Origin of the sequence: Halorussus halobius (assembly GCF_004765805.1) — an archaeon.
Classification (GTDB): domain Archaea; phylum Halobacteriota; class Halobacteria; order Halobacteriales; family Haladaptataceae; genus Halorussus; species Halorussus halobius.
In genome coordinates this window covers 872,470-895,113 of record NZ_SBIU01000003.1, presented here as the reverse complement: position 1 = coordinate 895,113, position 22,644 = coordinate 872,470, and the positions used below count along the sequence as shown (strand labels likewise).

Genomic DNA, 22,644 nt, shown 5'->3' with positions numbered 1-22,644 from the left:
CTACAGATGAACGTTCAACGTCTGAAGTACCTCCTGAAGCGGCTGGGACTGTCGCTCGTCTCGCTGTGGCTAGTGGCGACCATCCTGTTTCTCATCTTCCGCCTGCTGCCGGGCGACCCGACGACGTCGGTCATCGCGCCCCAGATGTCCCAGCAGGCCCGACAGGAGCTGGCCGCCCAGTACGGCCTGACCCAACCGCTTCACGTCCAGTACGTCTACTACCTCAAGAACATCGTGACGATGAACCTCGGGAACTCCTTCCAGTACAGCTCCCCGGTGACCGAGATCATCTCCGGACGGCTCGTGAATACGCTGGTGCTGATGGTGACCTCGGTCACGCTCGCGTACGTGCTCGGCGTCGTCATCGGCGCGTTCCTCGCGTGGAAGCGCGACACGCGCATCGACGTCTTCGGGGTCGGCGTCGTCCTCATCATGTACGCCGCGCCCGTCTTCTGGACGGGGATGCTCGGCCTGATGTTGTTCTCGTTCCGGCTCGGCTGGGTGCCCAGCGGCGGCATCCACTCGGTCACGTTCGTCGCCGACGGGTTCTGGGACAACTACATCTCGATGGACTTCCTGCACCACCTCGTGTTGCCGGTCGCGGTCACGACGCTGTACTTCCTGAGCGTGCCGGCGCTCACCATGCGCAACAACTTGCTCGACGTGCTCCGCGAGGACTTCGTCGAGATGATGCGGGCGGCCGGGCTCTCGGAGTACTCCATCCTCTATCGGCACGCCGCGCGCAACGCCCTGCTGCCGGTGTTGCACTACGCCGCGGTGTCGCTCGGGTTCGCCATCGGCGGCTCGGTCATCATCGAGAAGGTGTTCTCGTGGCCCGGCCTCGGTCGGCTCATCTGGCAGGCGACGCTGGCCCAGGACTACCCGCTGGCCCAGTTCTCGTTCCTGATGTTGGCGGCCATCGTGATCGGGCTCAACTTCCTCGCGGACGTGCTGTCCGCGTACGTCGACCCCCGGGTCGCGGTCGAGCAAGCAAACGCGGGGAGCGAGTGAACGATGAAGGCAATACTCAGTACGATTCAGCTATCGAAGGCCCAGAAGATAGCGCTCGACCGGTACCGGAGTAGCGCCCGCGAAGTGCTCAGAGTCTTCCTGGACGACAGGCCCGCGATGCTCGCGGCGCTGGTGCTGGCGTTTTTCAGCCTGCTGGCCATCTTCGCGCCGGTCATCGCGCCGTACGACCCGAGCCGCGAGTTCCTGACGGCCGGCCAGCCGGTGGCGCTCCAGCCGCCGTCGATGGCCCACCCGTTCGGCACCACGACCCTCGCGCGGGACGTGTTCAGCCAGTGGGTGTACGGCAGCCGCATCTCGCTGCTGGTGGGCGTCCTCTCGGGGCTCTCGGTGATGGTCATCGGGACGACCGTCGGCATCGTCGCGGGCTACTACAAGGGGATGACCGACCTCGTGTTGATGCGGGTCGTCGACACCCTCTACGGCATCCCGGCGACGCCGTTCATCCTCATCCTGGTCCTGTTCTTCGGGGCCTCGGTGTGGAACGTCATCCTCGCGATGGTGCTCATCCTGTGGCGCACGATGGCCCGGGTCATCCGGTCGGAGACGCTCTCGCTGGCCGAACGACCGTTCGTCAAGTCCGCGAGGGCGGCGGGCGCGAGCGACAAACGCATCATGTTCGTCCACATCCTGCCCAACCTGCTCCCGCTCATCATGGTCGAGACGACCATCGTGGTGGCGTTCTCCATCGCCCTGGAAGCCGGCATCTCGTTCCTCGGCCTCGGCGCGACCGCGGTCACCAGCTGGGGCGCGATGCTCGAACTCACCTTCTCCAGCGGCGCGATTCGCTCGGCGTGGTGGTGGGTCATCCCGCCGGGATTCAGCATCACGCTGTTAGTGCTGTCGTTCTTCTACATCTCGCGGATCGTCGAGGAGCTATCGAATCCCGAGAGTGGGAGGTTCAAGCTATGACTCTGCTCGAAACGCGAAACCTGTCCGTGGAGTACGGCACCGACGAGGGACCCCTTCGCGCCGTCGACGGCGTCGACGTGTCGGTCGACTCGGGCGAGATACTCGGCGTCGTCGGCGAGAGCGGCTGCGGGAAGACCACCCTGATGAAGGCCATCCTCAACCTGCTGCCCGAGAACGGCGACGTGGTCGAGGGCGACATCCAGTTCGACGGCCGGAGCCTCATCGACATCCCCGAAGCCGAGCTCCGGCCCATCCGCTGGGAGGACCTCTCGTACATCATCCAGAACGCGATGACGACGCTCGACCCGGTGTACCCTATCGGGAGCCAGTTCGTCGAGATCATCCGGACCCACCGGGACGTCTCGAAGGCCGAGGCGCGCTCGATGGCCGGGGAGATGCTCGAGGACGTGGGCATCGACCGGAGCCGACTCAGCGACTACCCCCACGAGCTGTCGGGGGGCCAGCGCCAGCGCGTCGTCATCGCGCTCGCGCTCGTGCTCGACCCGAAGCTCGTCATCGCCGACGAGCCGACCACCGGGCTGGACGTGGTCACGCAGGAGGAGATACTCAAGCTCATCAAGCGCATCCAGAACTCGTTCGACAGCGCGGTCGTGCTCATCACCCACGACATCAGCGTCGTGGCCGAGATCGCCGACCGGGTCGCCGTGATGTACGGCGGCGAACTCGTGGAGGTCGGCCCGACCAGCGACGTCTTCCACCGGAGCGCCCACCCGTACACGATGGGGCTGATGAACGCGTTCCCGTCCATCGAGGAGAGCGCGGACGAACTCGTCAGCATCCCCGGCTCGCCGCCGAACCTCGTCGACCCGCCGACCGGCTGTCGGTTCACCGAGCGGTGCCCGTTCGCGACGCCCGAGTGCGAAGCCGAACCCCCGGAGGAGACGGTGGGCGAGCGCCACCGCTCGCGGTGTCACTACACGGCGCAGGCCCCGGAGTTCCGCGAGCGCAGCGAGCGCGCCGAGACGTGGACGGCCGACCAGGCGGTTCGAACGGAGGGGGCGTACAATGAGTAGCGACCCGCTGTTCGAGATTCGGGGCCTCCAGAAGTGGTACCGGTCGAACGACGGCGGCCTGTTCGACTTCCTCGGCGAGGACCAGTTCCTGAAGGCCGTCGACGACGTGTCGTTCGACATCGAGCGGGGCGAGATACTCGGCGTGGCCGGCCAGTCGGGCTGCGGGAAGTCGACGCTGGGCGAACTGCTGGTGCTGTTGCGCGAGGCGACCGGTGGCGAGATTCGGTTCAGGGACGAGAACATCGTCGACTACGATGCCGCCGAGCGGAAGGACTTCCGGCGGGACTGCCAGATCATCTTCCAGAACCCCTACGAGTCGCTCAACCCGCGGTTCACGGTGTCCCAGACCGTCGTGGAGCCGCTCACCATCCACGACATCGGCGACTCCGAGGAGCGGTCTGCCCGCGCGGTGCGGGCGCTCGAAGACGCCGGGCTCACCCCGGCCGACCAGTACCTCGACAAGTTCCCGACCGAACTCTCGGGCGGGGAGCGCCAGCGGGTCAGCATCGCGCGGGCGCTGGTCACCGACCCGGAGTTCATCGTGGCCGACGAGCCCGTCTCGATGCTGGACGTCAGCATCCGCACGGAGATACTCCACCTCTTCGAGAAGCTGCAGGCCGAGCGGAATTTCACGATGCTGTACATCTCCCACGACCTCTCGACCATCAACTACCTCGCCGACAGGACGCTCATCATGTATCTGGGTGCCATCGCGGAACTCGGCGACACCCGGTCGGTCATCCAGAATCCCTCGCACCCGTACACGGAGGCGCTGTTGAACTCGGTTCCGGTGCCGGACCCGGACGCCGGCCGCGTCGGCGAGGACAACGCGGGCAGCGACATCAGCGGGGACGTGCCCGACCCGGTCGACCTGCCGTCCGGCTGTCGGTTCCACCCCCGGTGCAAGTACGCGACCGAGGAGTGTCGCGAGCGCGAGCCCGAACTCGAAGCCATCGATTCGGGCCGGGAAGCCGCCTGCCTTCACCCGGTGGTCGAGCGAGCCGACGAGACCACGCCCGAGTAGGGCCTCGCGCTCCGGCGCGGCCGCGCCGAAGTCGGCGTCGCGTCGTCCGGCTAACGGCGGCCCTTCCGCGAGCGTAGGACGCCATTATACGAGTTCAGACGCCGGCTGACATCCGAAACCGTCTGAACGGTGGCTAGCTTTAGTCACGGGCGAGGTCGTCGGTCCACGCATGCGACGTCTCCGCCATCCACTGGACCCGAAGTCCGCGAGGAGTTCCACGGCGCGTCGGTCGTCTTCCCCCGAACCGGTCCGCCCCGAGCGGTGATTCCCGATGGCCGACTACCGGGTCCGACCGTTCGAACGCGGGGACCGCGAGGCGTTCCTCGACCTGTACGAGCGCGTGTTCGGCCGGGACGGCTCCGACGACTGGTTCGACTGGAAGTACGCCGAGAACCCGTACCTCGACGAGGTCCCGGTCGTGGTCGCGACGCTCGACGGCCGGTTGGTCGGTGCCAGGTCGTTCTTCCCGCTGGCGGTGCGGGCCGACGACCGCACGGCACTGGCGCTCCAGCCCGCCGACACGATGGTCGACCCCGACCACCGGCGGCAGGGGCTGTTCACGCGGATGACCCGGCTCGGGCTGGACCGATACGCCGACCGCGAGCCCGAGTTCTGCTTCAACTTCCCGAACTCGGCGACGCTGTCGGGCAACCGGAAGCTCGGCTGGCGGGTCGTCGGCCCCGTGCCGACCTACTACCGCGTCAACGACCCCGTGGGCGCGCTGGCGGGCTCCGACTCGCTCTCGACGGTGGGCCGCGCGATGCCCGCCGCCGTCGAGCGAATCACGAAGGCCCGCGACCAGCTCGCGGGCCGACAGCGCCCGTCGGCCGCGGGCGTCACCGTCTCGCGCCACGCCGAGGTTCCGGTCGATGACCTGCTCGCGGTGGCCCGCCGGACCGTCCCGGGTCGGCTCCACGCCCGCCGGAACCGGACGTTCTTCGAGTGGCGGTTCGCGAACCCCGACTGGGAGTACGAGACGTTCGTCGCTCGCGAGGCGGGCCGGCCCGTCGCGGCCGTCGTGACGGGTACGCGCGCGACCGACGGCGTCACCGTCACCACGCTCTGTGACGTGTTGCCCCTCTGCGGGCGCGACCGCCGGGGGCCGTTCTCGGCACTGCTCTCGCGGGTCACCGAGGCGTTCGCCGACTCCGCGTTGCTCGCCGCGAGCGCCGGAACTGCGCCGGCCGGACTCATGTCCCGTCACGGGTTCTTGCGCGACGACGTCCCGCCGCTGTCGGCGGTCAGCGACGTGACGGTCATGGCGGTCCGCCCGCTGGGCGAGGCGTCCGACTGGACGTTCGGCGACCGGCGGCTGACCGACGACGACAGTTGGCGGCTCGCGCTGGCCGAGCGCGACACGCGGTAGCCCTCGCCCGCACCGTGGTTTTCCCCGGACGCCCCCGCGGGGGTTCGGGGCGTCCCGAGGGGTTCCGGGAACCGATGGCTGGACGACCTCCGCGGGCGACGATTCGCAGTGGTTAACCCCCTCGCGGTCCTCCGCCCGACAGTGACCGGGGAGTTCGCGACCGACGTCGAATCGACCGAGGACGCCGCGGAGCGCCGGGACGAGGCGGTCGAACGACTCCGCGACCACGCGGGTCGAATCGCCCGCGAACTCGCGCGCCTCCACGGGGGCGACTACGGCGAGCGCACCTTCGAGACCGACGCCGGCGAGTGGACGCTCAAGTACGAGGGCGGCGACATCCAGTACCTCCGGTTCGAGGGCCGACGAGCCGACACCTACGTCGTCTCGACCCAGCGGCCGCCCGACCCCGAGGAACTCGACGCCGCGCTCGAAGACTACGACGCGTTCGTGGCGGCGTTCAATCGCTACGTCGAGTCGCTGGCCGGGGTCCTCGACGACGCGCCGACCGACTTCCCCGAGGTCGCCTCGACCGAGTCGGTCGTGGCCGAGCGCGAGCGCGTCCTCGGCCGCGTCCGCGAGGCGGCCGACCGGATGGCCCGCGAACTCGCCCGATACGAGGGCGACGACTACGGCACGTTCGCCACCCGCGTCGCGGGGTCGCGGTGGGAACTCAAGTGGGAGGACGCGAGCGCGTCGTACCTCCGGGTCGGCGGCGAGGGCGGCATCTACCTGCTCTCGCAGTACGCCCAGCCCTCGGCTCGCGACGTGCGCGCGCTGGTCGAGGACGTCCCCGAGTTCGTGGCGGCGTTCAACGAGTACGTGGCCGACCTCGACGCCGACCTCGCCGAGGTCTCGCTGTGAGGGTCGTCACGTCCCGTCGCGGCCGAACAGCCGGTCGACCGCCGCCACGCCCGGACGGCCCAGTGCCGACCCGACACTGAGCCCGAGGTGGTACGCCCGCTCGTCGGGGGTCAGCCGGGCCGCGCGGGCGAACGCGGCCGTGGCCCGGGGCGACCAGCCCCGCTCGTCGAGGAGTTTCCGGCCGACCTGCGCGTGGGTCTCCCGGACCGCGCGCCGGCGCACCCGGTCGGGGAACCGGTCGTAGAGCGCGTCGAACGTCTCCACCACGCGCTCGCGGCCCCGGAGGTAGGCCCACGAGTCCGACAGCGACGAGTCGGGCCGCCCCCGGACGACCAGCGGCTCGTCGACGAACTCGAACCGGGTCGCCAGCGCGAGGTCGACCTTCAGCCCGGTGTCGTCGGCCCCGTGGCGGTGTCGAAACGGGTGAACTCGGTCGAGCACGTCGCGGTCGACCAGCATCGTGGAGGTGATGCAGGGGAAGGTTCGCATCTCCAGCGCGCGGTCGAGTACGTTCCCCCGGACCTCGGGATGGGGTCGAATCTCGCCCCGGTCCTCGTCGACCATCCCGCAGTAGACCACCCCGACCGGCGGGTCGAGCAACTCGACCTGTCTGGCGATCTTCGAGGGCGCGAGCCTGTCGTCGTCGTCGAGCAACTGGACGTACCGCCCGCCCGCGCGCTCGACGCCGAGGCTCCGGGCGGCCTGTGGCCCCTCGTCGTCGTAGGGCTGGGAGACGTACGTCGCGTCCGGGAACTCGGCGACGACCGGCCGGGCGCGGTCGTCGTCGCTCCCGTCGACCACGACGACCTCTATCGGGTCGTACGACTGGGCCGCGACGCTGTCGAGCGTCTCTCGCAGGCGCTCGTTGCGCCGGTAGGTCGGCACCACCACGGAGACCAGTTCGTCGGCGTCGGAGTTCCCCAGCATGTCGCGGGTTCGACTGTCGTACGACTCGGCGCGGAAAAGTCGCGGTGGCCGGTCGGACCCGGGGACGACGGGCCGACCCGAGACACTACTTTGATATGTCGTTGGCTTCGTGGGTTACAGTAGTTGCGATGACCACGACCTGCGCGGCAACGAAGCGCCGAGGGGTGGCCGAACCGCGAGGACCGGACGACCGTCGAGGGCCGGACGGTGATGTGAATGTCTGAGACCGACGCCCTCGACTCGCGGGCGACGACGCCGACCGTGGTGGTGGTCTGCGGGCTGCCGGGCGTCGGCAAGACGACCGTGGCCGAGGACGTGGCCGACCGAGTCGACGGTCGAATCGTCCGGACCGACGTGGTTCGCAAGGACCTGTTCTCGGACCCCGACTACACGCCCGCGGAGTCCCGGCGGGTGTACGCCGAACTGTTCGACCGGGCGCGCGAGACCGTCGAGGGCGGTCGGAGCGTCGTCCTCGACGGCACGTTCAAGGACGCCGCTCACCGCGACCGCGCGCTCGAACTCTCCGAGTCGCTGGACGCCGACTTCCGGCTGGTGAAAGTCGAGTGCGACGAGGACGTGGTGCGCGAGCGCATCCGAAGGCGGGAGGGCGACGAGTCCGACGCCGACTTCGAGGTCCACGCCATGTTCCGCGAGCGGTTCGACCCCATCGCGGCCGACCACGTCGCGGTCGACAACTCCGACGGTATCGAGGAGACCACCCGGCAGGTCGCCGAGCGGTTCTGAGCGCGTCCCTCCTTCGGGGTTCTTTCTGCCAGTCGCGCTTCGGATTGCAGTGTTGGGATTGGCGTGCTGCGGGTTTCCGTGCGGGTCGGAGTGCTGTGTGCTGACTGTGCTGGGGATGCTCCTGCGGTGGCTGTGCGGTCGGTTGCCGTGCGGTGGCTGTGCAGTCGGTTGCCGTGCAGTGGCTGTGCGGACGCGGTTTCCCCGAGGATTCGACGGGAGTCCTCCCGTGTCTCGACGCCGACCGGCGAAGACTGTGCCACGAAGCTAGCTGCCGCCGAGGCCGATGAGAACCGCACAGCCACTGCCCCGCAACCGCACCACCGCCCCGCAACCGCACCACCGCACAGCCACCGCCCCGCAACCGCACCACCGCACAGCCACCGCCCCGCAACCGCACCACCGCACAGCCACCGCCTCGCAACCGCACCACCGCACAGCCGCCGCCCCGCAACCGCACCACCGCACAGCCACCGCCCCGCAACCGAACGACGACCAACTCACGCCAGTTCGCGCTCGAACTCCCGGACCGTGGCGTCCGTGCCCGCGACGACGAGTCGGTCGGCGGCCTCGATTTCCGTGGTCCCGTCGGTCACCACTGAATCGGCCCGCTGGACGCCCACGAACACGTAGCCGGCCTCGGGTCCCGGCTGGACGTCGCGCAACCGCTGGCCCGCGAACTCGTCGGCCGGCACCCGGACGAGACGGAGCTGGGCGGCCGGCGTGAGCACGTCCTCGTCGCGTATCTCGCGGGCCAACAGCCGGGCGCTGACCCGCTGGATGGAGAGCACGTAGTCGGCCCCGGCGTCGAACGCGCTCGGTGGCTTGTCCGCGTCGTTCACGCGCGCGAGGACGTCGATGTCGTCGGTGAGGGTGCGGACGATGGCGATGGCGAGCAGCGCGCTCGAATCGTCGTCGACGGTCACGACGAGCCCGCTGGCCTCCTCGACGTCGGCCGTCTCGAACGGCTCGGCGTCTCTGACGTCGCCGACCACGTCGACGCCCCGCTTCTCCTCGACGTCGATGGTGGTGACGTCGACCTCGTCGGACAGCGCGTCGACGGCCGCCCGGCCGCCGGTCCCCATGCCCGCGACGACGACGTTCGAGTGGCGGAGCGGCGGTCGGACGCCCGCCGCGTGGCTCTGGACGTCGTCGATGGCCGCCCGCGGCCCGGCCACGAGCAGCACCGCGTTGGGCGTGACTCGCTCGGCCGGGTCGGGCGGGAGCCGGAGGTCGCCGTCGAGCCACGCCGCCAGCAGCGTCAGGTCCGGGTGGTCGGCGATCGCGGTGTCGGCGATTCTGGTCCCGGCGAGCGGGCTGGTGCGACGAACCAGCACCTCCCGAATCCGGACGTCGCCCAGCGCGGCGTCGTCGGGCTGGGGCGGGTCGGCCCACGCGTTGGCCTTCTGGCCGAGCCGACGGCCGATGAGCGCGTGGGGCGAGACGACTCGGTCGGCCCCGACGTCGCGCAGCGCCTCCTCGTGAGCGGGCGAGTCGGTGAGGGCGACGACTTCGAGCGCGTCGTTGTGCCGGAGCGCGGTCAGGACGACGTCGACGTTGTCGTCGCCGGCGTCGGTGACGAGCGTGCTCGCGTCGTCGATGCCGGCGCGGTCGAGCGTCCCGTCGTCGGTCGGGTCGCCGTGGATGGCCTGATAGCCGTCGTCCGAGAGGCGCTTGGCCTCCTCGACTTCGGACTCTATCAGCACGTAGTCGACGCCGAGTCGCCGCAGTTCGTCCAGGAGTACCTCGGTGTCCTGCCGGTACTCCGCGACGACGACGTGGTCGTCCTTGGCGGTCAGCCGGTCGCTGAGGTCGAGCGGCGCGCGCTCGAACAGCGGGATGACCAGCACCCGGAGCGTGGCGAACCCGATGAACACGCCGGTCAACTGCATGAACGCGACGAAGACGTTCATCATCGGGGTGTCCCACGGCGAGTCCGCGCCGTAGCCGGTCGTGGTCATCGTCTCCACGACGGTCTGGAACGACCGGAAGATGGAGTGGGTCTCGCCTTCGAGCGTCCGCATCCCGTAGTTGTACAGCACCGAGTAGCCGAGGACTATCAGGACGACGACCGCACCCCACGCCACCACGATTCGCTGGCGTCGGGTCAGCCACGGGAGGAGCGGGTTCTCGTGGAGCCAGTCGGCGTTCATGCGCGGTCCGGTCCCCGGACCCGATTGTCACTCCGCTCGCACATTTCCTCGAAGTACGGCCGCGACCGCCAAGAGTGGTGTGACCGGCCCGCGGGGCCGACCGCCGTACGGTCCGGGCGCTCAGAAGTCGGTCAGCTTCGCCTCGGTCGACCCCCTGGCGTCGGTCTCGAACTCCGGCAGCGCGACGAACTCCAGTCCCGCGTCCCGGAGCGCCCGCTTGACGCGCTCGGAGGCCGAGGGCGCGACGAGCATCCCGCGAACCTCGCCGTCCTCGACGCTCGCGCCGCCCTCGCCCGACGCCTCGCCGTCGGCGTACAGCGAGACGTACCGCCGGAGCTGGTCGAAGTGGTTCAGCGTGGCCTGGATGCGCTTGACCTCGACGACGACCGGCGTGCCCGACTCGTCGCGCGCGAAGAAGTCGACGAAGCCGTACGTGGTCTCGCGCTCGTGTTCGACGATGCGGAGCCCCGCCTCCAGCGCGTCGGGGTTGCGCTCGATGTACTCGTGCATCTCGGCCTCGGTGCCCGACTCCTCGTAGGTCGCGCCGTCGGTGGCGTCGAACCGCGTGAGCCCGTGGGCCTCCAGAATCCGGGCCTCGACGCGCTCGGTCGGATTGGTGCGGCGGGCGAGCAGGACGGCGACTCTCGACTCGTCGCCGCTCGATTCGCCCGCGTCGCTACGCGCCGCGCCGCCCTCGCTCAGGCGCGGCGAGACGGTCCCGCCGCCCGGCATCCAGTTGACCGGCTTGTGGCCGGTGGGCTGGTGGACGAGGAAGGTGCCGTCGGGCTTGGCGACCAGAATCCGGTCGCCCGGCCCCAGATACCCCGAGGTCCGGCCCTCGTACTCGACCTCGCAGCGAGCCTGCACCGTCAGCATCGCGCCGTCCCGGAACGCGGCCTTGGCGGCCTCGACCACGGTCTCCGGGCCGGGCGCGTCGAGTTGCTCGACGACCATTCGTTGCCCGGTGGTCAGCAACGGAGCAAAAAGGTAGCGGATTCGTCGGTGTGCAACTCGAACGCCAGCGAGCGCGGGGACTCGACTTTCACTCCCCGTCCGCGCCCGTTCGGGGGTCCTCGTCGTAGGGCCACCGACCGCCGCGCTTGAGTTCCTCGACGTAGCCGTCGTCGATGCTGTCCCGCACTTGCTCGCGGGACCGGTGGGACAACTCGCGGTCCGCGTCCGCGAGTTCGAACACGCACGCCGTCAGCGCGGCCGCCATGGCCCGGAGGTCTCGGGGGTCGAGCTTGTCGATCGTGTCGGCGTGGGTGTGGCCCCAGCCGCGACCGGTCCCCTCGGACTCGGCGTGGGCCATCACGGCCGGGACGCCCTCCTGGACGAACGCCCACTGGTCGCCGTGCGGGCTGATGGTGTCGTGTCGCGAGAGGGGCACGCCGAGCGCGTCGGTCGCGTCCTCGAACGCCGCCGCGAGGTCGTCGAACTCGTTCGCGCCGATGCCGAGGTTCCGCGACCCCCCGGCACCGTCGACGTTCACGACCGCCTTCACCGCGTCGAGGTCGTGGCTGTCGGCCCAGTGGTACGCGCCCCAGAGGCCGATTTCCTCCGAGCCGAACGTGACGAGTCGGACGCGCGCGTCGAGGTCCTCGGCGACGCGGGCGAGCAGGCGGCCGACCTCCGCGACCAGCGCCGACCCCGCGCCGTTGTCGTTGGCCCCCTCCGCGACGTCGTGGGCGTCGACGTGCGCGGTGACCAGAACCTCCGGAACGTCGCCGTCCGGCCCGACCACGGCCTCGACGTTCCGTGAGGTCGTCGGCTCGTTCCGACAGTCGACCGACAGCGTGGCGTGAGCCTCGTCGTCCCCGCAGTAGCGCGCGAGTCTGGCTCCGACCTCCTTGGAGACGCCGACCGCCGGAATCGGTCCCGGCCGGTTGTGATACCCCACCTCGCCGGTCGGCGGCAGACACCCCTCGACGTGGTTGCGGAACACGAACCCGACCGCGCCGGCCTCGGCGGCCGCGACGTACTTCTCCATCCGGTGGAGCCACCGGTCGTGGTCCTCGGGCGTCTCGCTGGAGGCCATCGCCACCTTCCCCTCGACGTCGGCGGCCTCGAACTCCTGGCTGGTGCCGTAGCCCACGTCGACCACGTCGCCCGAGACCTCGCCGGCGGGCGTGCCCGGTAGCGCGATGACCTCGTGGTCGGCCTCGAAGGTGCGGGCGTGGGGGTCGTCGAGGGTCAGCGACGACGACCCGCGCCACCAGCCGGGAACCTCGAACTCGTTCGTCTCGACCTCGCGCAGGCCCGCGTCCGCGAAGGCGTCGGCGACGACCGCCGCGCCCTCGCGCTCGCCGTCTTGCCCGGCCATCCGGTTGCCGACCTCCACGAGCGATTCGAGCGTCTCCCACGCGAACGTGCTGGTGTAGGCGTCGCCGACGACCGCCTCGGGTACCTCGGTCATGCTCCGTGGGTGGTCGGGCGACGACAAAGAAGGTGTGGGTGGCGGAACCGAACGACGTCGTTGGAGTTTCTGCTGTAATCGTGCTACTCGTAGTGAGGTGAATGTGGAAAGTCTCCGCCCGCTCGCTTTGCACAGCACCCGACCACACTGCGAAGTTATCCCCGAAAGCCCCCGCCCGCTCGCGGTCGCTCTGGCGGATATCTGCGGCTCTCCGCACTGCCCGCCGCAGATAGAGCCGCCAGAGACGACCACGCGGTGCGCGACCGGGCGGCCCCTTTCAGTCGCACCCGACCGGCGACCGCGAGCCACAGGCCTCCCCAACCGATTGCGGTCCTCGCTTCGCTGCGGTCCTCATCCCTCGCGCGTTTGGCGCGACACGAGGTCGCGCCAGCACGCGCCGGACTGGGAGGCTCGGTAGTCGCGCCACGGCGTGGAAACGTCGGGTTCGGCCGGTGACACAGCCACCACCTCGGCGGACTGAAAGGGCGAGGCGGGGTCGGTCCGGCCCGGACGACGCAAGCACCGCAGGCCGGCGGCCGAGGAGCGCAGCGAGTCCCGGCCGGGCGAGCGCGCCGAGGGCTTTCGAGGAGGTTGCAGTGATTGTATCGCTGGAGAGCACTCCGAGAGCGTTCGAGGCCTGTCACACTCGAACTCGTCGGCTCCGAACACGTCCATTCGACCGCACCCAGACGACTTTTGCGCCCGCAGTTCGTACCTCGGCGCATGGACCAGACCGAGCCCGACGTCCACGCGACCGTGGCGTCGGTGGCCGACGACATCGCCGAGATGGAGATTCGGGGCGCGGCCACCATCGCGGACGCGGCGGCCGGAGCGCTCGACGAGCAGGCCGCCGAGAGCGACGCCGGCGACCCCGAGGCCTTCCGGGCGGAGATGCGCGCGGCGGCCCGCCACCTCCGCGAGACTCGACCCACGGCGGTCAGCCTGCCGAACGCGCTGCGGTACGTCCTCCGGGGGATGGTGGGCGACGGCGTGGCCGACCTGCGCCAGAGCGTCGAGACGACCGCCGCCGAGTTCCGGCGGGAACTCGACCAGGCCCAGGACAACCTCGGCCGAATCGGCGCGAACCGGCTCAGGGACGGCGACACCGTGATGACCCACTGTCACTCGACCGACGCGCTCTCGTGCGTCGAGGCCGCGCTCGACCAGGGCAAGGAGATTCGGGCCATCGTCAAGGAGACCCGGCCGCGCAAGCAGGGCCACATCACCGCCCGGCAGTTGCGCGAGTGGGACGTCCCGGTCACGCTCGTCGTGGACAACGCCGCCCGACGCTACCTCGACGACGCCGACCACGTCCTCGTGGGCGCGGACTCCATCGCGGCCGACGGCTCGGTCGTCAACAAAATCGGCACCTCGGGACTCGCGGTCAACGCCCGCGAGCGGGGCGTCCCCGTCATGGTCGCGGCCCAGACGCTCAAGCTCCACCCCGACACGATGACCGGCCACACCGTCGAGATAGAGATGCGCGACGAACGGGAGGTGCTCAGCGCCGACGAGGAGTCGGAGATAGACGGCGACGCGGCCGGGGGCCTGACCGTCGAGAACCCCGCGTTCGACGTGACCCCGCCCAGATACGTCGACGCCATCGTGACCGAGCGCGGCCAGTTCCCGCCCGAGAGCATCGTGACGCTGATGCGGGAACTGTTCGGCGACCAGCAGGGCGGCGAGCCGTGGGAGGAGTAGGGCGGTCACCTCTCCGGTAGTTTCTTTTCAGTCAGCGGAGAACGGGGGAACCGATGGCCGAACCGGACGACGGGTTCTGGTATCCCACCGTCACCGACCTCCTCGACATTCACGAGGATATCGTAGCCGAGTACGATACCAGCGAACCCGGCGTCCGTGACGAAGACCAGTTGGCGTTCGCACTCGAGTACGTCGAGTGGGGTCATTTCGGCGACGTGCCGGACTCGGTACACGAGAAGGGGTTCCACCTTCTGCGGTTGCTCGCCGCGACCCATCCGTTCGTGGACGCCAACAAGCGAACTTCGCTCAACGCCACGACGGTCTTCTTGGCGGCGAACGGACACCGTTTCGACTACGGGGACGACGTTCGACTGCTGCTCAAACTCCTCGGCGTCCGCGAGGGCTTGCTCGACGAGTCCGGCGTCGTCGAGTATCTCGCCGAGCGGACGACCGCTGAACCCGTCGAGGGGTCCGGCGACGCGTTTCCGGAGACACTGCGCGCGACCGCCCGGCGGGACCGCGAGGAACACCGCGACGTCTACGACGCCCTCGCCGACGAATAACCCCGGACAGCGTCGGTCCGGCGAGCCGCGACCGCCGAACTCCTCACCTCGCCCGCTCGGGCGTCTCGGCTTCGTCGGGCGACGGCAGCCAGAACACGTCGAGGGTCACCGCGAGCGTGAACGGGACGAGCCAGACGAGCACGAGCGCGGTCCCCCTGTCGCCGACGCCCTCGCCGCCGAAGCCGACGACTCCCGACAGCAGGATGGTCGTCGCGACGAACACGAGCGGGACGACGACGGCGGTGTACACCACCGCGCCCCACTGGGTCGAGAGCCGGAGCCGGAAGAATCGGATGACGACCGACGCTACCACAGTGTTGACGGCGATGATGAGCAGGAAGCCGACGAGCGTCGCGGCCTGGGACATCGTTGCCGGACGTTGTGACCGCGTGGTCTTGTGGCTACCGGATTACGGAACGTCTCCCGGTCGCCGCGTCCGGACGCGGCGACGCCGCGAGGGCCTGCGTCCCGACCACTTTTACTTTCACCACACGGATTGGTGAGTTTTATGCCGGTCGCGGCGGTAGCAGTAGCTGGTCCACGAGCGGCCGACCGAGAGGGTGGACGTTCCTGCACTGCGCTCTTCCGCCGCTCGACCGGGGCCGCGGCCGGTTCGATTCGGTCTCCAGCCCCACATCTCCAACCGCTCGCGGCCCGGCCCCGCCGAGCCGCTCGTGGACCGCCTGCCACCACCAGCCAGCGGGGAGGCGACTCCCTGTCATCCACGGGTCGGGGTGCTGCCCCCGACCCTCGTAACCCCTACCCGCGACTTTCCGTCCCGACGTCGCTACTCCCACCCGTCCTCACAGCGAGCGATAGCGGCCGCGACTCTCGCTGACCTCGCCCGCCCGGACCAGCTTGTCGAGCGCCTGCCGGACGTAGTCGGCGGGCACGCCGCGCTCGTCGGCGTACGCCACCACCTCGTCCTCGGTGGGTCGGTCGAGTTCTCGCAGGGCCGCCCGGACCGTCTCCTCGCGGGACTGGCCGCGCGTGCTGGCCGAGCGGTTCTCGGCGCGGTCGGCGGCCGCCGCGACCTCGTCGGCGTCGATGCCCGACGACGACAGGTACTCCTCGTCGGCGACGACCGCCGCCTCGACCTGTTCGTCCATCTCCGCGAACGAGTCCAGCTCCGCGAAGGCGTCGCCCTCGCCCTGCCTGTTTGCCAGCATCGACGCCCGCACCTCGCGAGCGCGGTCCGCGTCGTCGGTCTCGACGAACGTCTTGAGTTTCTCGAACTGCCGGCGCTTGCCACACCGGGGACACTGGGTGGTCTCGGGTCGGCCCTCGACGATGGTGAGCGCGTTGCAGTCGCTACACCCCACGACGGCGTACATACTCGTCGGTGCGGCCTTTTCGTACGTGAACCTTCGGACTCGCGTGGTTGGACGCGTTCGGACGCGTGGCCGACACCGCAACCGCGAGCATCCCCGAACGCCCTCGGCCACGGTAAGCCCTTCCGAGAGTCGAAGCTTTAGGTGGGTACCCGCCGTCGGCTCCGACGACCATGCAAGTCGTACCCAAAGACGCCGAGGAGTCGACCGAAGCCGTCGAGGGCGTCCACCTCTCGATGCTCGCGGGGGCCGAGCGGATGAACGTCCAGCACTTCGACATCGAACCCGGCGCGACCGTGCCCGAACACAGCCACGACCACGAGCAGACCGGCTACGTCACGCAGGGGACGCTGACGTTCCTCGTCGACGGCGAGGAGTTCGCGGTGAGCGCGGGCGATTCCTACGCGATTCCGAGCGACGAACCCCACGCCGCCGAGAATCGCGGCGACGTTCCCGTGGAAGGGCTGGACGTCTTCAGCCCGCCCCGGACCGACCCGGACTGGCAGGACTGACGGGTCCGGTTCGTCTCCCGGCCGTTCGACCTTTCAAGACGGAAATGTGCGGCGAAGCGAAAGAAACTCACGGGAGACGACCCATCTTCCGAGACAGCGATGCCCGAAGACACCGACACCGACTGGAGACTCCCCGACACCGTCGATGGCCGAAGCGCCACGATAGGGGCGGTCCTGCTGGTCGCGCTCGTGGCCGCCGCGGCGTGGTACTTCCGGCCGTGGCTCCAAGGACTCGTCTATCTGGTGTACTCGACGCCGATAGTCGTCGTGGCCGTGGTCGTCACCGCACTGATTTACCTCGCGCTCGTTCGTAGCGGCGTTCCGGTAGGGGTCAACGCCGCCGGCGTGACGTTCGTCGCGATTCTGATCGTCGGGTCGGGCGTCGGCGGTCTCCTCGCCGACGAGACGCTCGGCACGCGAACCATGGTGGACGCGACGGAGACGTCGAACCTGTCGGAGGTCGACGCCGACAGGCCCCGCATCGTCACCCAGAGCGTCTCCCAGCGATACGCCTCGAACACGCTGAACTTCCCCCAGTACCGACTCGCCGGGAGCGACATCACCGTCCACAACGGCACGCCACACTGGTCGTACGCGCTCGCCCCGGACGGGACGTGGAACCACTTCACGAAGCAACAGCACGGCACCGTCATGGTCGACATGACGAGACAGAACACCCGGACGAAGACGTTCACCGGGGACCTCGAGAAGGGCATCGGGACCTCGTTTTACAACAACTACAAGTGGCACGTCATCAAGAACGGCGAGTTCCTCGTGAACTACCAGGACCCCTTCATGGTCGTTCACGACGACGAGCAGTACGTCGCGGTCCCGTACACGAAACCGACGTTCCACTGGACTCCACTCCCGTACACGACGCCCGAGTGGGGCGGCGTCGTCCTCGTCGACGAGGACGGCAACGTCGAGGACCTCTCACCGTCCGCGGCGCGAGCCCACCCCGTCCTCGACGAGCAGAAGCTCTACCCCTTCTCGCTCGCCCGACAGCGAGTCGCCAGCACGAAGTACCGCAACGGCATCCTCAACACGTTCACCAGCCACGAAGACGAGATCGAACTCGCGCCCGTCCCCGGCGACAACAACGACCAGCCGTTCGCGGTGTTCACCGAGGACGGTCCGGAGCTTCTCGTCGCAGTCGAACCGTACGGCGACGCGCAAGGCCTGAAGGAGGTCTGGACCGTCGACGGTCGGACCGGCGAGTACAGCCGGTACTCGCCCGAGCAGTCGCTGTTCGGGCCGCGAAAGGCGACCGACTACGTCAGGCAGGCCGCCCGGACCACGGACTGGAACCGGTTCGTCCCGTCCGAGCCGATTCCGGTCGTGGTCGACGGGACGCTGTACTGGGAGGTCCGCGTCGTTCCGGAGGACAGCAGCGGCATCGCGTACATCGCGTTCGTCGACGCGGAGTCGAGCGACGTGGTCGAGGTCGACGAGTCGGACGCGGTGCGGGCGTTCCTCCGCGGCGAATCGGTTCCGGACGCCAACGCGACCGACGGCGGCGACGAGCGCGACCCGGCGATGGTCGTCCAGCGCGTCGCCGAGAACGGAACGGTACTCGACACGCTCGAAATCTTCGACGACGAGTCCATCGAGATACGCCGGGGCAACGAGACGGCGTCCGGCCGGTAGCGCGACCCGACGACCAGTCGAGGTCGCCCCGGCGCGTCTCCGTGGTAGGTTGTCGAACGTCTAGGAGTTGGGCGAATCGGGACGCTCGGAAGCGTCGAATCCGGTGAAAAAGCGGCGACGGCCGACTCTACGCGAGGTCCTCGATGTGCGCGCAGACCTCGTCGGCGAACTCGCTGGTCGCCAGCTTCTCGCCGCCCTCTATCTGGCGCTCGATGTCGTAGGTCACCTTCTTCGAGGAGATGGTGGCCTCGACCGCGTCGCGGACGAGTTCGGAGGCGTCCTCCCAGCCGATGTATTCGAGCATGAGCCGCCCCGACAGAATCATCGCGGAGGGGTTGACCTTGTCCTGACCGGCGTACTTGGGTGCCGAACCGTGGACCGGCTCGGCCAGCACGCGGCCGTCACCGAAGTTCGCGCCGGGCGCGATGCCCAGCCCGCCGATCTGCGCGCCGGCCGAGTCGCTGAGGTAGTCGCCGTTGAGGTTGGGCATCGCCAGCACGTCGTAGTTCTCGGTGCGGGTCAGCAGCTGCTGGAGCATGTTGTCGGCGATGCGGTCGTTGACGACCACCGCGTCGTCGGGCTGCTCGCCGTCCTGCTCCTCCCAGAGGGTGTCCTCGGTGATGACCTCGTCGCCGTACTCCTCCTCGGCCACCTCGTAGCCCCAGTCGCGGAACTGGCCCTCGGTGAACTTCATGATGTTGCCCTTGTGGACCAGCGTGACCGAGTCGCGGTCGTTTTCGAGCGCGTACTCGATGGCCTTCCGGACGAGGCGCTTGGTGCCGAACTCGGTGATGGGCTTGACGCCGATGCCGACCGCGCCCTCGTGGATGGTCTGGTCGAAGCCCATCTCGTCCTCGACGAACTCCCGGACCTGCTCGACCTCGTCGGTGCCCTCCTCCCACTCGATGCCGGCGTACACGTCCTCGGTGTTCTCCCGGAACGTGACCATGTCCATCTGCTCGGGCTCCTTGACCGGCGAGGGGACGCCGTCGAGGTGGTAGGTCGGCCGGACGTTGGCGTAGAGGTCGAGTCGCTTGCGGAGCGCGACGTTGAGCGAGCGGAAGCCGGCGCCCACGGGGGTCGTGAGCGGGCCCTTGATGGCGACGCGGTGCTCGCGGATGGCCTCGACCGTCTCCTCGGGCAGGTTCTCGTCGTACTTCTCTCGGGCGCTCTCACCGGCGTACAGTCGCATCCAGTGAATCTCTCGTCCCGTCGCCTCGGCGGCCTTCTGGAGGACTTTCTGGGCTGCGGGTCCGACGTCCTCGCCGATGCCGTCCCCGTGGATGATGGGGACGATTGGGTCTTCGGGCACGTCGAGTTCGTCGTTCTCCGGGTCTACGGCGGTAATCTTCGTCCCGTCTTCCGGGACGTCGACCTTGTCGTAGCTCATGACGTCCGAAACTGGGAGGGAGAGGGATAAAAGGCCTACCGTTTCGCGCTCTGTGCGCCATAATTTCCCTTAAATTCCTAGTAGACGCTGCGCGAGACGCCCCGGCGTCGAGTCGACGACGCGTCCGCGCGACTCGCTACAACTCCACCGCACCCTCGGCGAGCAGTCGGAGCTGGGTCGGTCCGTTCTCCCGGAGGGCTCGCGGAAACCCGGCTCGCGCTCGGTCGAGCGCCCGCGAGAGCGCGTCCGAAGCATCCGCGAACACGCCCGTCCCGTGCCCGACGAGGACGCGCTCGGGAGCGAGGCCGGCCAACCGGTCGCGGGGCGGCATCGGCCGCCGGAAGACGTAGACCGCGAGGCGCTCGTCGCCGACGGTGTAGGTCGAGGCGGTCCCGAGCAGGTCCGGGACGTACAGCGTCCCGTCGGCGGGCCGGTACGCGACCGACTCGCGCCACCCGGGGAGTGCGGTCCCGCCCCGGACCCGGAAGCCCGAATCGCCCAGTTCGGCCGCGAAGCGCTCGACCCGGACGTCGGCCGCGAGCCGGTCGGCCACCCGGTTCGTCCACTCCGGGAGGTACACCGGCACGTCGTGACGGTCGGCGATTCGGCCGGCGTCGCGGGCGTGGTAGTTCGACAGCACCGCGACGCCCGCGACGTCGCCGAGGTCGGCCACGAGGTCGTCGACGCCCGGCGGTCTGCTGAGCGGATGCGAAGCAGACCTCGGAAGACCTCGTCTTCCGGCGCGTCGACCGGGTCGAACAGCCAGACGCCGCCGTCCGCGCCCCGAATCGCGTGGCTGGCTCGCTTCGCGTCCTCCTCGGGATGGGCCAGCCAGCCCACGCCGTCGCTCCAGCGGTCTATCTCTCTCGGGTCGTCGGTGAGCGAAGACATGTCGTCGCCTCGAACTGCGGGGAGGACGCACGTAGTCGCTTCGCTCGCGGGTCAGTAACGCGCGAACCCCTCGGTGTCGAGGTAGTTGTTCGCCACGGTAATCGCGTGGTCGGCGTGGAGCCGTTCCGGCCCGAGCCGCACGCGCTCGTCGGCGACGTCGGCCAGCAGGTCGGCCTCGCACTCCCGGAAGTCGTCGTGGTCCGACAGCACGAAGACGGGGTTCTCGGGCGGTTCGACCTCCACCACGGGGTCGCCGTCCTCGTGGAGTTCGACGACAGTTCCCTCGCTCGCCGCCTCGTCCAGCACCGGCTCGAACCCGCGCTTCGAGAGGGCGACGCCCGGCGAACTCTCGGCCGCCACGTGGCCGATAGCTTCGTCCTTTGCTTCGAGCGCGCCCCGAATCAGGGCGGCCGTGCTTCGCTCGTCGGGGTTGAGGTGGCGAAGCTCGGCCCCCTCGAACCGGACGGTGAGTTGGTCCCGTAACACGAGGTGGACCCGCACGTCCTCGCGGAGGTCGTGCGAGAGGAAGAACGCGGAGTTGACGCACCGACACAGCACGTCGAGCCGACCCGCGCCGCCCGCGAGGTCGTCGAGCGAGAACTCGGGCGTCGTGGGCGCGTCGTGGCCGAGGACGATGAACTGGCGCATGCGTCGGGCGAGGGTCGGAAGGGTAATACGCGCGTCGGAACCGCGTGTGGCGAACTACGGGTCGTCCGGTTCGATTCGCGTCCGCTGGATTTCCGCTGGGGGAGACCTCGTGCCTCGGAACGCCGCCCGCTACAGACCGTGCTTGACTGCTCGGCAATCCACTTCCCGACCGTCTCCGAACTCGTGTGGCCGCGCCTGAAACCCGAGTTGCCGCCGCATAACAATGTGAGTGTCGGCCTAGGTGTGGGAGTACAGCCGATAGGCCCGGCGCGACGCGCGGTCAGTCGTCGGGTAACTGCCGTACATCGGCCTCAGGGAGGCTCCAAGAATGAAGCTCGCAATGATAGGCTTCGGGCAAGCTGGCGGCAAGATAGTCGACAAATTCGTCGAGTTCGACAGGGGGACCGGCTGTGACGTGGTCCAGTCGGCGGTCGCGGTCAACACCGCGAAGGCCGACCTCGCGGGACTCGAACACGTCCCCGAGCGCAACCGCGTTCTCGTCGGACAGGCCCGCGTGAAGGGCCACGGCGTGGGCGCGGACAACGAGCTGGGCGCGGAAATCGCCGAGGCGGACATCGGCGAGATACAGGGCGCGCTCGACGAGGTGCCGGTCCACGAGATAGACGCCTTCCTCGTGGTCGCGGGGATGGGCGGGGGCACGGGGTCGGGCGGCGCGCCCGTCCTCGCGAACCACTTGAAGCGCATCTACACCGAACCCGTCTACGGCCTGGGCGTGTTGCCCGCCGAGGACGAAGGCGGCATCTACACGCTGAACGCCGCCCGCTCGTTCAAGACCTTCGTCGACGAGGTCGACAACCTGCTCGTGTTCGACAACGACGCGTGGCGTGAGACGGGCGAGTCGGTCCGGGGCGGCTACGACCGCATCAACGAGGAGATCGTCCGCCGGTTCGGGGTGCTGTTCTCGGCCGGCGAGATAGACGGGGACGGCGGGGTCGCCGAGAGCGTGGTCGACTCCAGCGAGATAATCAACACGCTCGCGTGCGGCGGCGTCTCGACCGTCGGGTACGCTCACGAGGGCGTCGACCCGGCGACCGGCGGGCTGCTCGGACGATTTTCCGAGGACGACCTCGACGCCACCGAGACCACCAACCGCATCACGAGTCTGGTGCGCAAGGCCGCGCTGGGCCGACTCACCCTGCCGTGCGAGGTCCGCAGCACCGACCGCTCGCTGGTGGTCGTGAAGGGTCCCTCGGAGTACCTGAACCGGAAGGGTGTCGAGAAGGGGCGCAAGTGGCTGGAGAACGAGACCGCCTCGATGGAGGTCCGGGGCGGCGACTACCCGACCGCCGGGACCGGCGAGGTCGCGGCCGTCACCCTGCTGTCGGGCGTCACGGACGTCCCGCGAATCAAGGAGCTCCAGGAGGTCGCGGTCGAGGCCCAGGACGACATCGCGAACGCCCGCGAGGAGAGCGACGACCGGCTGGAGCAACTGGTTCACGACGAGGCCGAGGAACTGGAAGCGCTGTTCTGAACCCGG

At 69.3% G+C, this 22,644-nt stretch carries 20 protein-coding genes and 1 pseudogene; 12 read left to right on the top strand and 9 right to left on the bottom strand.

All coding sequences use genetic code 11. The features are described 5' to 3' along the window. Positions 1–6: 6 nt before the first annotated feature. The 6 genes from EPL03_RS11245 (at position 7) to EPL03_RS11220 (ending at position 6,226) form a co-directional block, all read left to right on the top strand. Positions 7–1,011, top strand: coding sequence for an ABC transporter permease (locus EPL03_RS11245; protein WP_135829397.1), 1,005 nt, complete (start codon positions 7–9; stop codon positions 1,009–1,011). A gap of 3 nt (positions 1,012–1,014) precedes the next feature. Further along, positions 1,015–1,941 (top strand): ABC transporter permease, encoded by a 927-nt coding sequence (locus EPL03_RS11240; protein ID WP_135829396.1) that lies wholly within the window; start codon positions 1,015–1,017, stop codon positions 1,939–1,941. Further along, positions 1,938–2,975: an ABC transporter ATP-binding protein gene (locus EPL03_RS11235; RefSeq protein WP_135829395.1), complete on the top strand. Its 1,038-nt coding sequence runs from the start codon at positions 1,938–1,940 to the stop codon at positions 2,973–2,975. The genes EPL03_RS11240 and EPL03_RS11235 overlap by 4 nt, the downstream gene beginning before the upstream one ends. After that, positions 2,968–3,999: an ABC transporter ATP-binding protein gene (locus EPL03_RS11230; protein ID WP_135829394.1), complete on the top strand. Its 1,032-nt coding sequence runs from the start codon at positions 2,968–2,970 to the stop codon at positions 3,997–3,999. The genes EPL03_RS11235 and EPL03_RS11230 overlap by 8 nt, the downstream gene beginning before the upstream one ends. A 271-nt stretch (positions 4,000–4,270) precedes the next feature. Continuing rightward, positions 4,271–5,365, top strand: a complete 1,095-nt coding sequence (locus tag EPL03_RS11225) for a GNAT family N-acetyltransferase (protein ID WP_135829393.1) — start codon at positions 4,271–4,273, stop codon at positions 5,363–5,365. 141 nt (positions 5,366–5,506) lie between these two features. Continuing rightward, complete coding sequence (locus tag EPL03_RS11220) at positions 5,507–6,226, top strand: hypothetical protein (protein WP_135829392.1); 720 nt, start codon at positions 5,507–5,509, stop codon at positions 6,224–6,226. Between the two features lie 6 nt (positions 6,227–6,232). Here the strand turns inward: EPL03_RS11220 and EPL03_RS11215 are convergent, their stop codons facing one another. Then, positions 6,233–7,153 carry a glycosyltransferase family 2 protein gene (locus EPL03_RS11215; RefSeq protein ID WP_135829391.1) on the bottom strand — a complete coding sequence of 307 codons (921 nt, stop codon included), beginning with the start codon at positions 7,151–7,153 and terminating at the stop codon, positions 6,233–6,235. Positions 7,154–7,369: 216 nt separating this feature from the next. Between EPL03_RS11215 and EPL03_RS11210 the strand changes: the two genes are divergently transcribed. After that, entirely contained in the window at positions 7,370–7,897 is a 528-nt protein-coding gene (locus EPL03_RS11210; protein ID WP_135829390.1) for a P-loop nucleotide/nucleoside kinase family protein, read from the top strand. A 497-nt stretch (positions 7,898–8,394) separates the two neighbouring features. Here EPL03_RS11210 and EPL03_RS11200 read toward each other — a convergent pair whose 3' ends face one another. The 3 genes from EPL03_RS11200 to EPL03_RS11190 form a co-directional block, all read right to left on the bottom strand. Beyond that, entirely contained in the window at positions 8,395–10,047 is a 1,653-nt protein-coding gene (locus EPL03_RS11200; RefSeq protein WP_168216241.1) for a potassium channel family protein, read from the bottom strand. Between the two features lie 120 nt (positions 10,048–10,167). Further along, positions 10,168–11,001 carry an endonuclease NucS gene (gene nucS / locus EPL03_RS11195; protein WP_135829389.1) on the bottom strand — a complete coding sequence of 278 codons (834 nt, stop codon included), beginning with the start codon at positions 10,999–11,001 and terminating at the stop codon, positions 10,168–10,170. Between the two features lie 88 nt (positions 11,002–11,089). Continuing rightward, a complete protein-coding gene (locus EPL03_RS11190; RefSeq protein WP_135829388.1) occupies positions 11,090–12,463 on the bottom strand; it encodes a M28 family metallopeptidase in 1,374 nt (457 codons plus the stop codon). A 723-nt stretch (positions 12,464–13,186) separates the two neighbouring features. On the opposite strand from EPL03_RS11190, the gene EPL03_RS11185 reads away from it, so the two are divergent. Both EPL03_RS11185 and EPL03_RS11180 read left to right on the top strand, forming a co-directional pair. Continuing rightward, a complete protein-coding gene (locus EPL03_RS11185) occupies positions 13,187–14,164 on the top strand; it encodes a ribose 1,5-bisphosphate isomerase (RefSeq protein ID WP_135829387.1) in 978 nt (325 codons plus the stop codon). A 53-nt stretch (positions 14,165–14,217) separates the two neighbouring features. Further along, a complete protein-coding gene (locus tag EPL03_RS11180) occupies positions 14,218–14,727 on the top strand; it encodes a type II toxin-antitoxin system death-on-curing family toxin (protein ID WP_135829386.1) in 510 nt (169 codons plus the stop codon). 43 nt (positions 14,728–14,770) lie between these two features. On the opposite strand, the gene EPL03_RS11175 is transcribed toward EPL03_RS11180, so the two are convergent. Beyond that, positions 14,771–15,094: a hypothetical protein gene (locus EPL03_RS11175; protein WP_135829385.1), complete on the bottom strand. Its 324-nt coding sequence runs from the start codon at positions 15,092–15,094 to the stop codon at positions 14,771–14,773. A gap of 436 nt (positions 15,095–15,530) precedes the next feature. After that, positions 15,531–16,061 carry a DUF5817 domain-containing protein gene (locus tag EPL03_RS11170; RefSeq protein ID WP_135829384.1) on the bottom strand — a complete coding sequence of 177 codons (531 nt, stop codon included), beginning with the start codon at positions 16,059–16,061 and terminating at the stop codon, positions 15,531–15,533. Positions 16,062–16,231: 170 nt separating this feature from the next. Between EPL03_RS11170 and EPL03_RS11165 the strand changes: the two genes are divergently transcribed. Beyond that, positions 16,232–16,570: a cupin domain-containing protein gene (locus EPL03_RS11165; RefSeq protein ID WP_135829383.1), complete on the top strand. Its 339-nt coding sequence runs from the start codon at positions 16,232–16,234 to the stop codon at positions 16,568–16,570. Between the two features lie 99 nt (positions 16,571–16,669). Next, positions 16,670–18,217, top strand: coding sequence for an ABC transporter permease (locus EPL03_RS11160; protein ID WP_135829382.1), 1,548 nt, complete (start codon positions 16,670–16,672; stop codon positions 18,215–18,217). 127 nt (positions 18,218–18,344) lie between these two features. Here EPL03_RS11160 and icd read toward each other — a convergent pair whose 3' ends face one another. The 3 genes and pseudogenes from icd to trmY all read right to left on the bottom strand — a co-directional run bounded on the left by icd (position 18,345) and on the right by trmY (position 21,146). Beyond that, on the bottom strand, positions 18,345–19,607 hold the full coding sequence (icd, locus tag EPL03_RS11155; protein WP_135829381.1) for an isocitrate dehydrogenase (NADP(+)): 1,263 nt from the start codon (positions 19,605–19,607) through the stop codon (positions 18,345–18,347). Positions 19,608–19,743: 136 nt separating this feature from the next. After that, positions 19,744–20,498 (bottom strand): annotated as a pseudogene (locus EPL03_RS11150) (hypothetical protein). A gap of 51 nt (positions 20,499–20,549) precedes the next feature. Beyond that, positions 20,550–21,146: a tRNA (pseudouridine(54)-N(1))-methyltransferase TrmY gene (trmY, locus tag EPL03_RS11145; protein WP_135829380.1), complete on the bottom strand. Its 597-nt coding sequence runs from the start codon at positions 21,144–21,146 to the stop codon at positions 20,550–20,552. A 328-nt stretch (positions 21,147–21,474) separates the two neighbouring features. On the opposite strand from trmY, the gene EPL03_RS11140 reads away from it, so the two are divergent. Next, complete coding sequence (locus tag EPL03_RS11140; RefSeq protein ID WP_135829379.1) at positions 21,475–22,638, top strand: tubulin/FtsZ family protein; 1,164 nt, start codon at positions 21,475–21,477, stop codon at positions 22,636–22,638. Positions 22,639–22,644 lie beyond the last annotated feature (6 nt).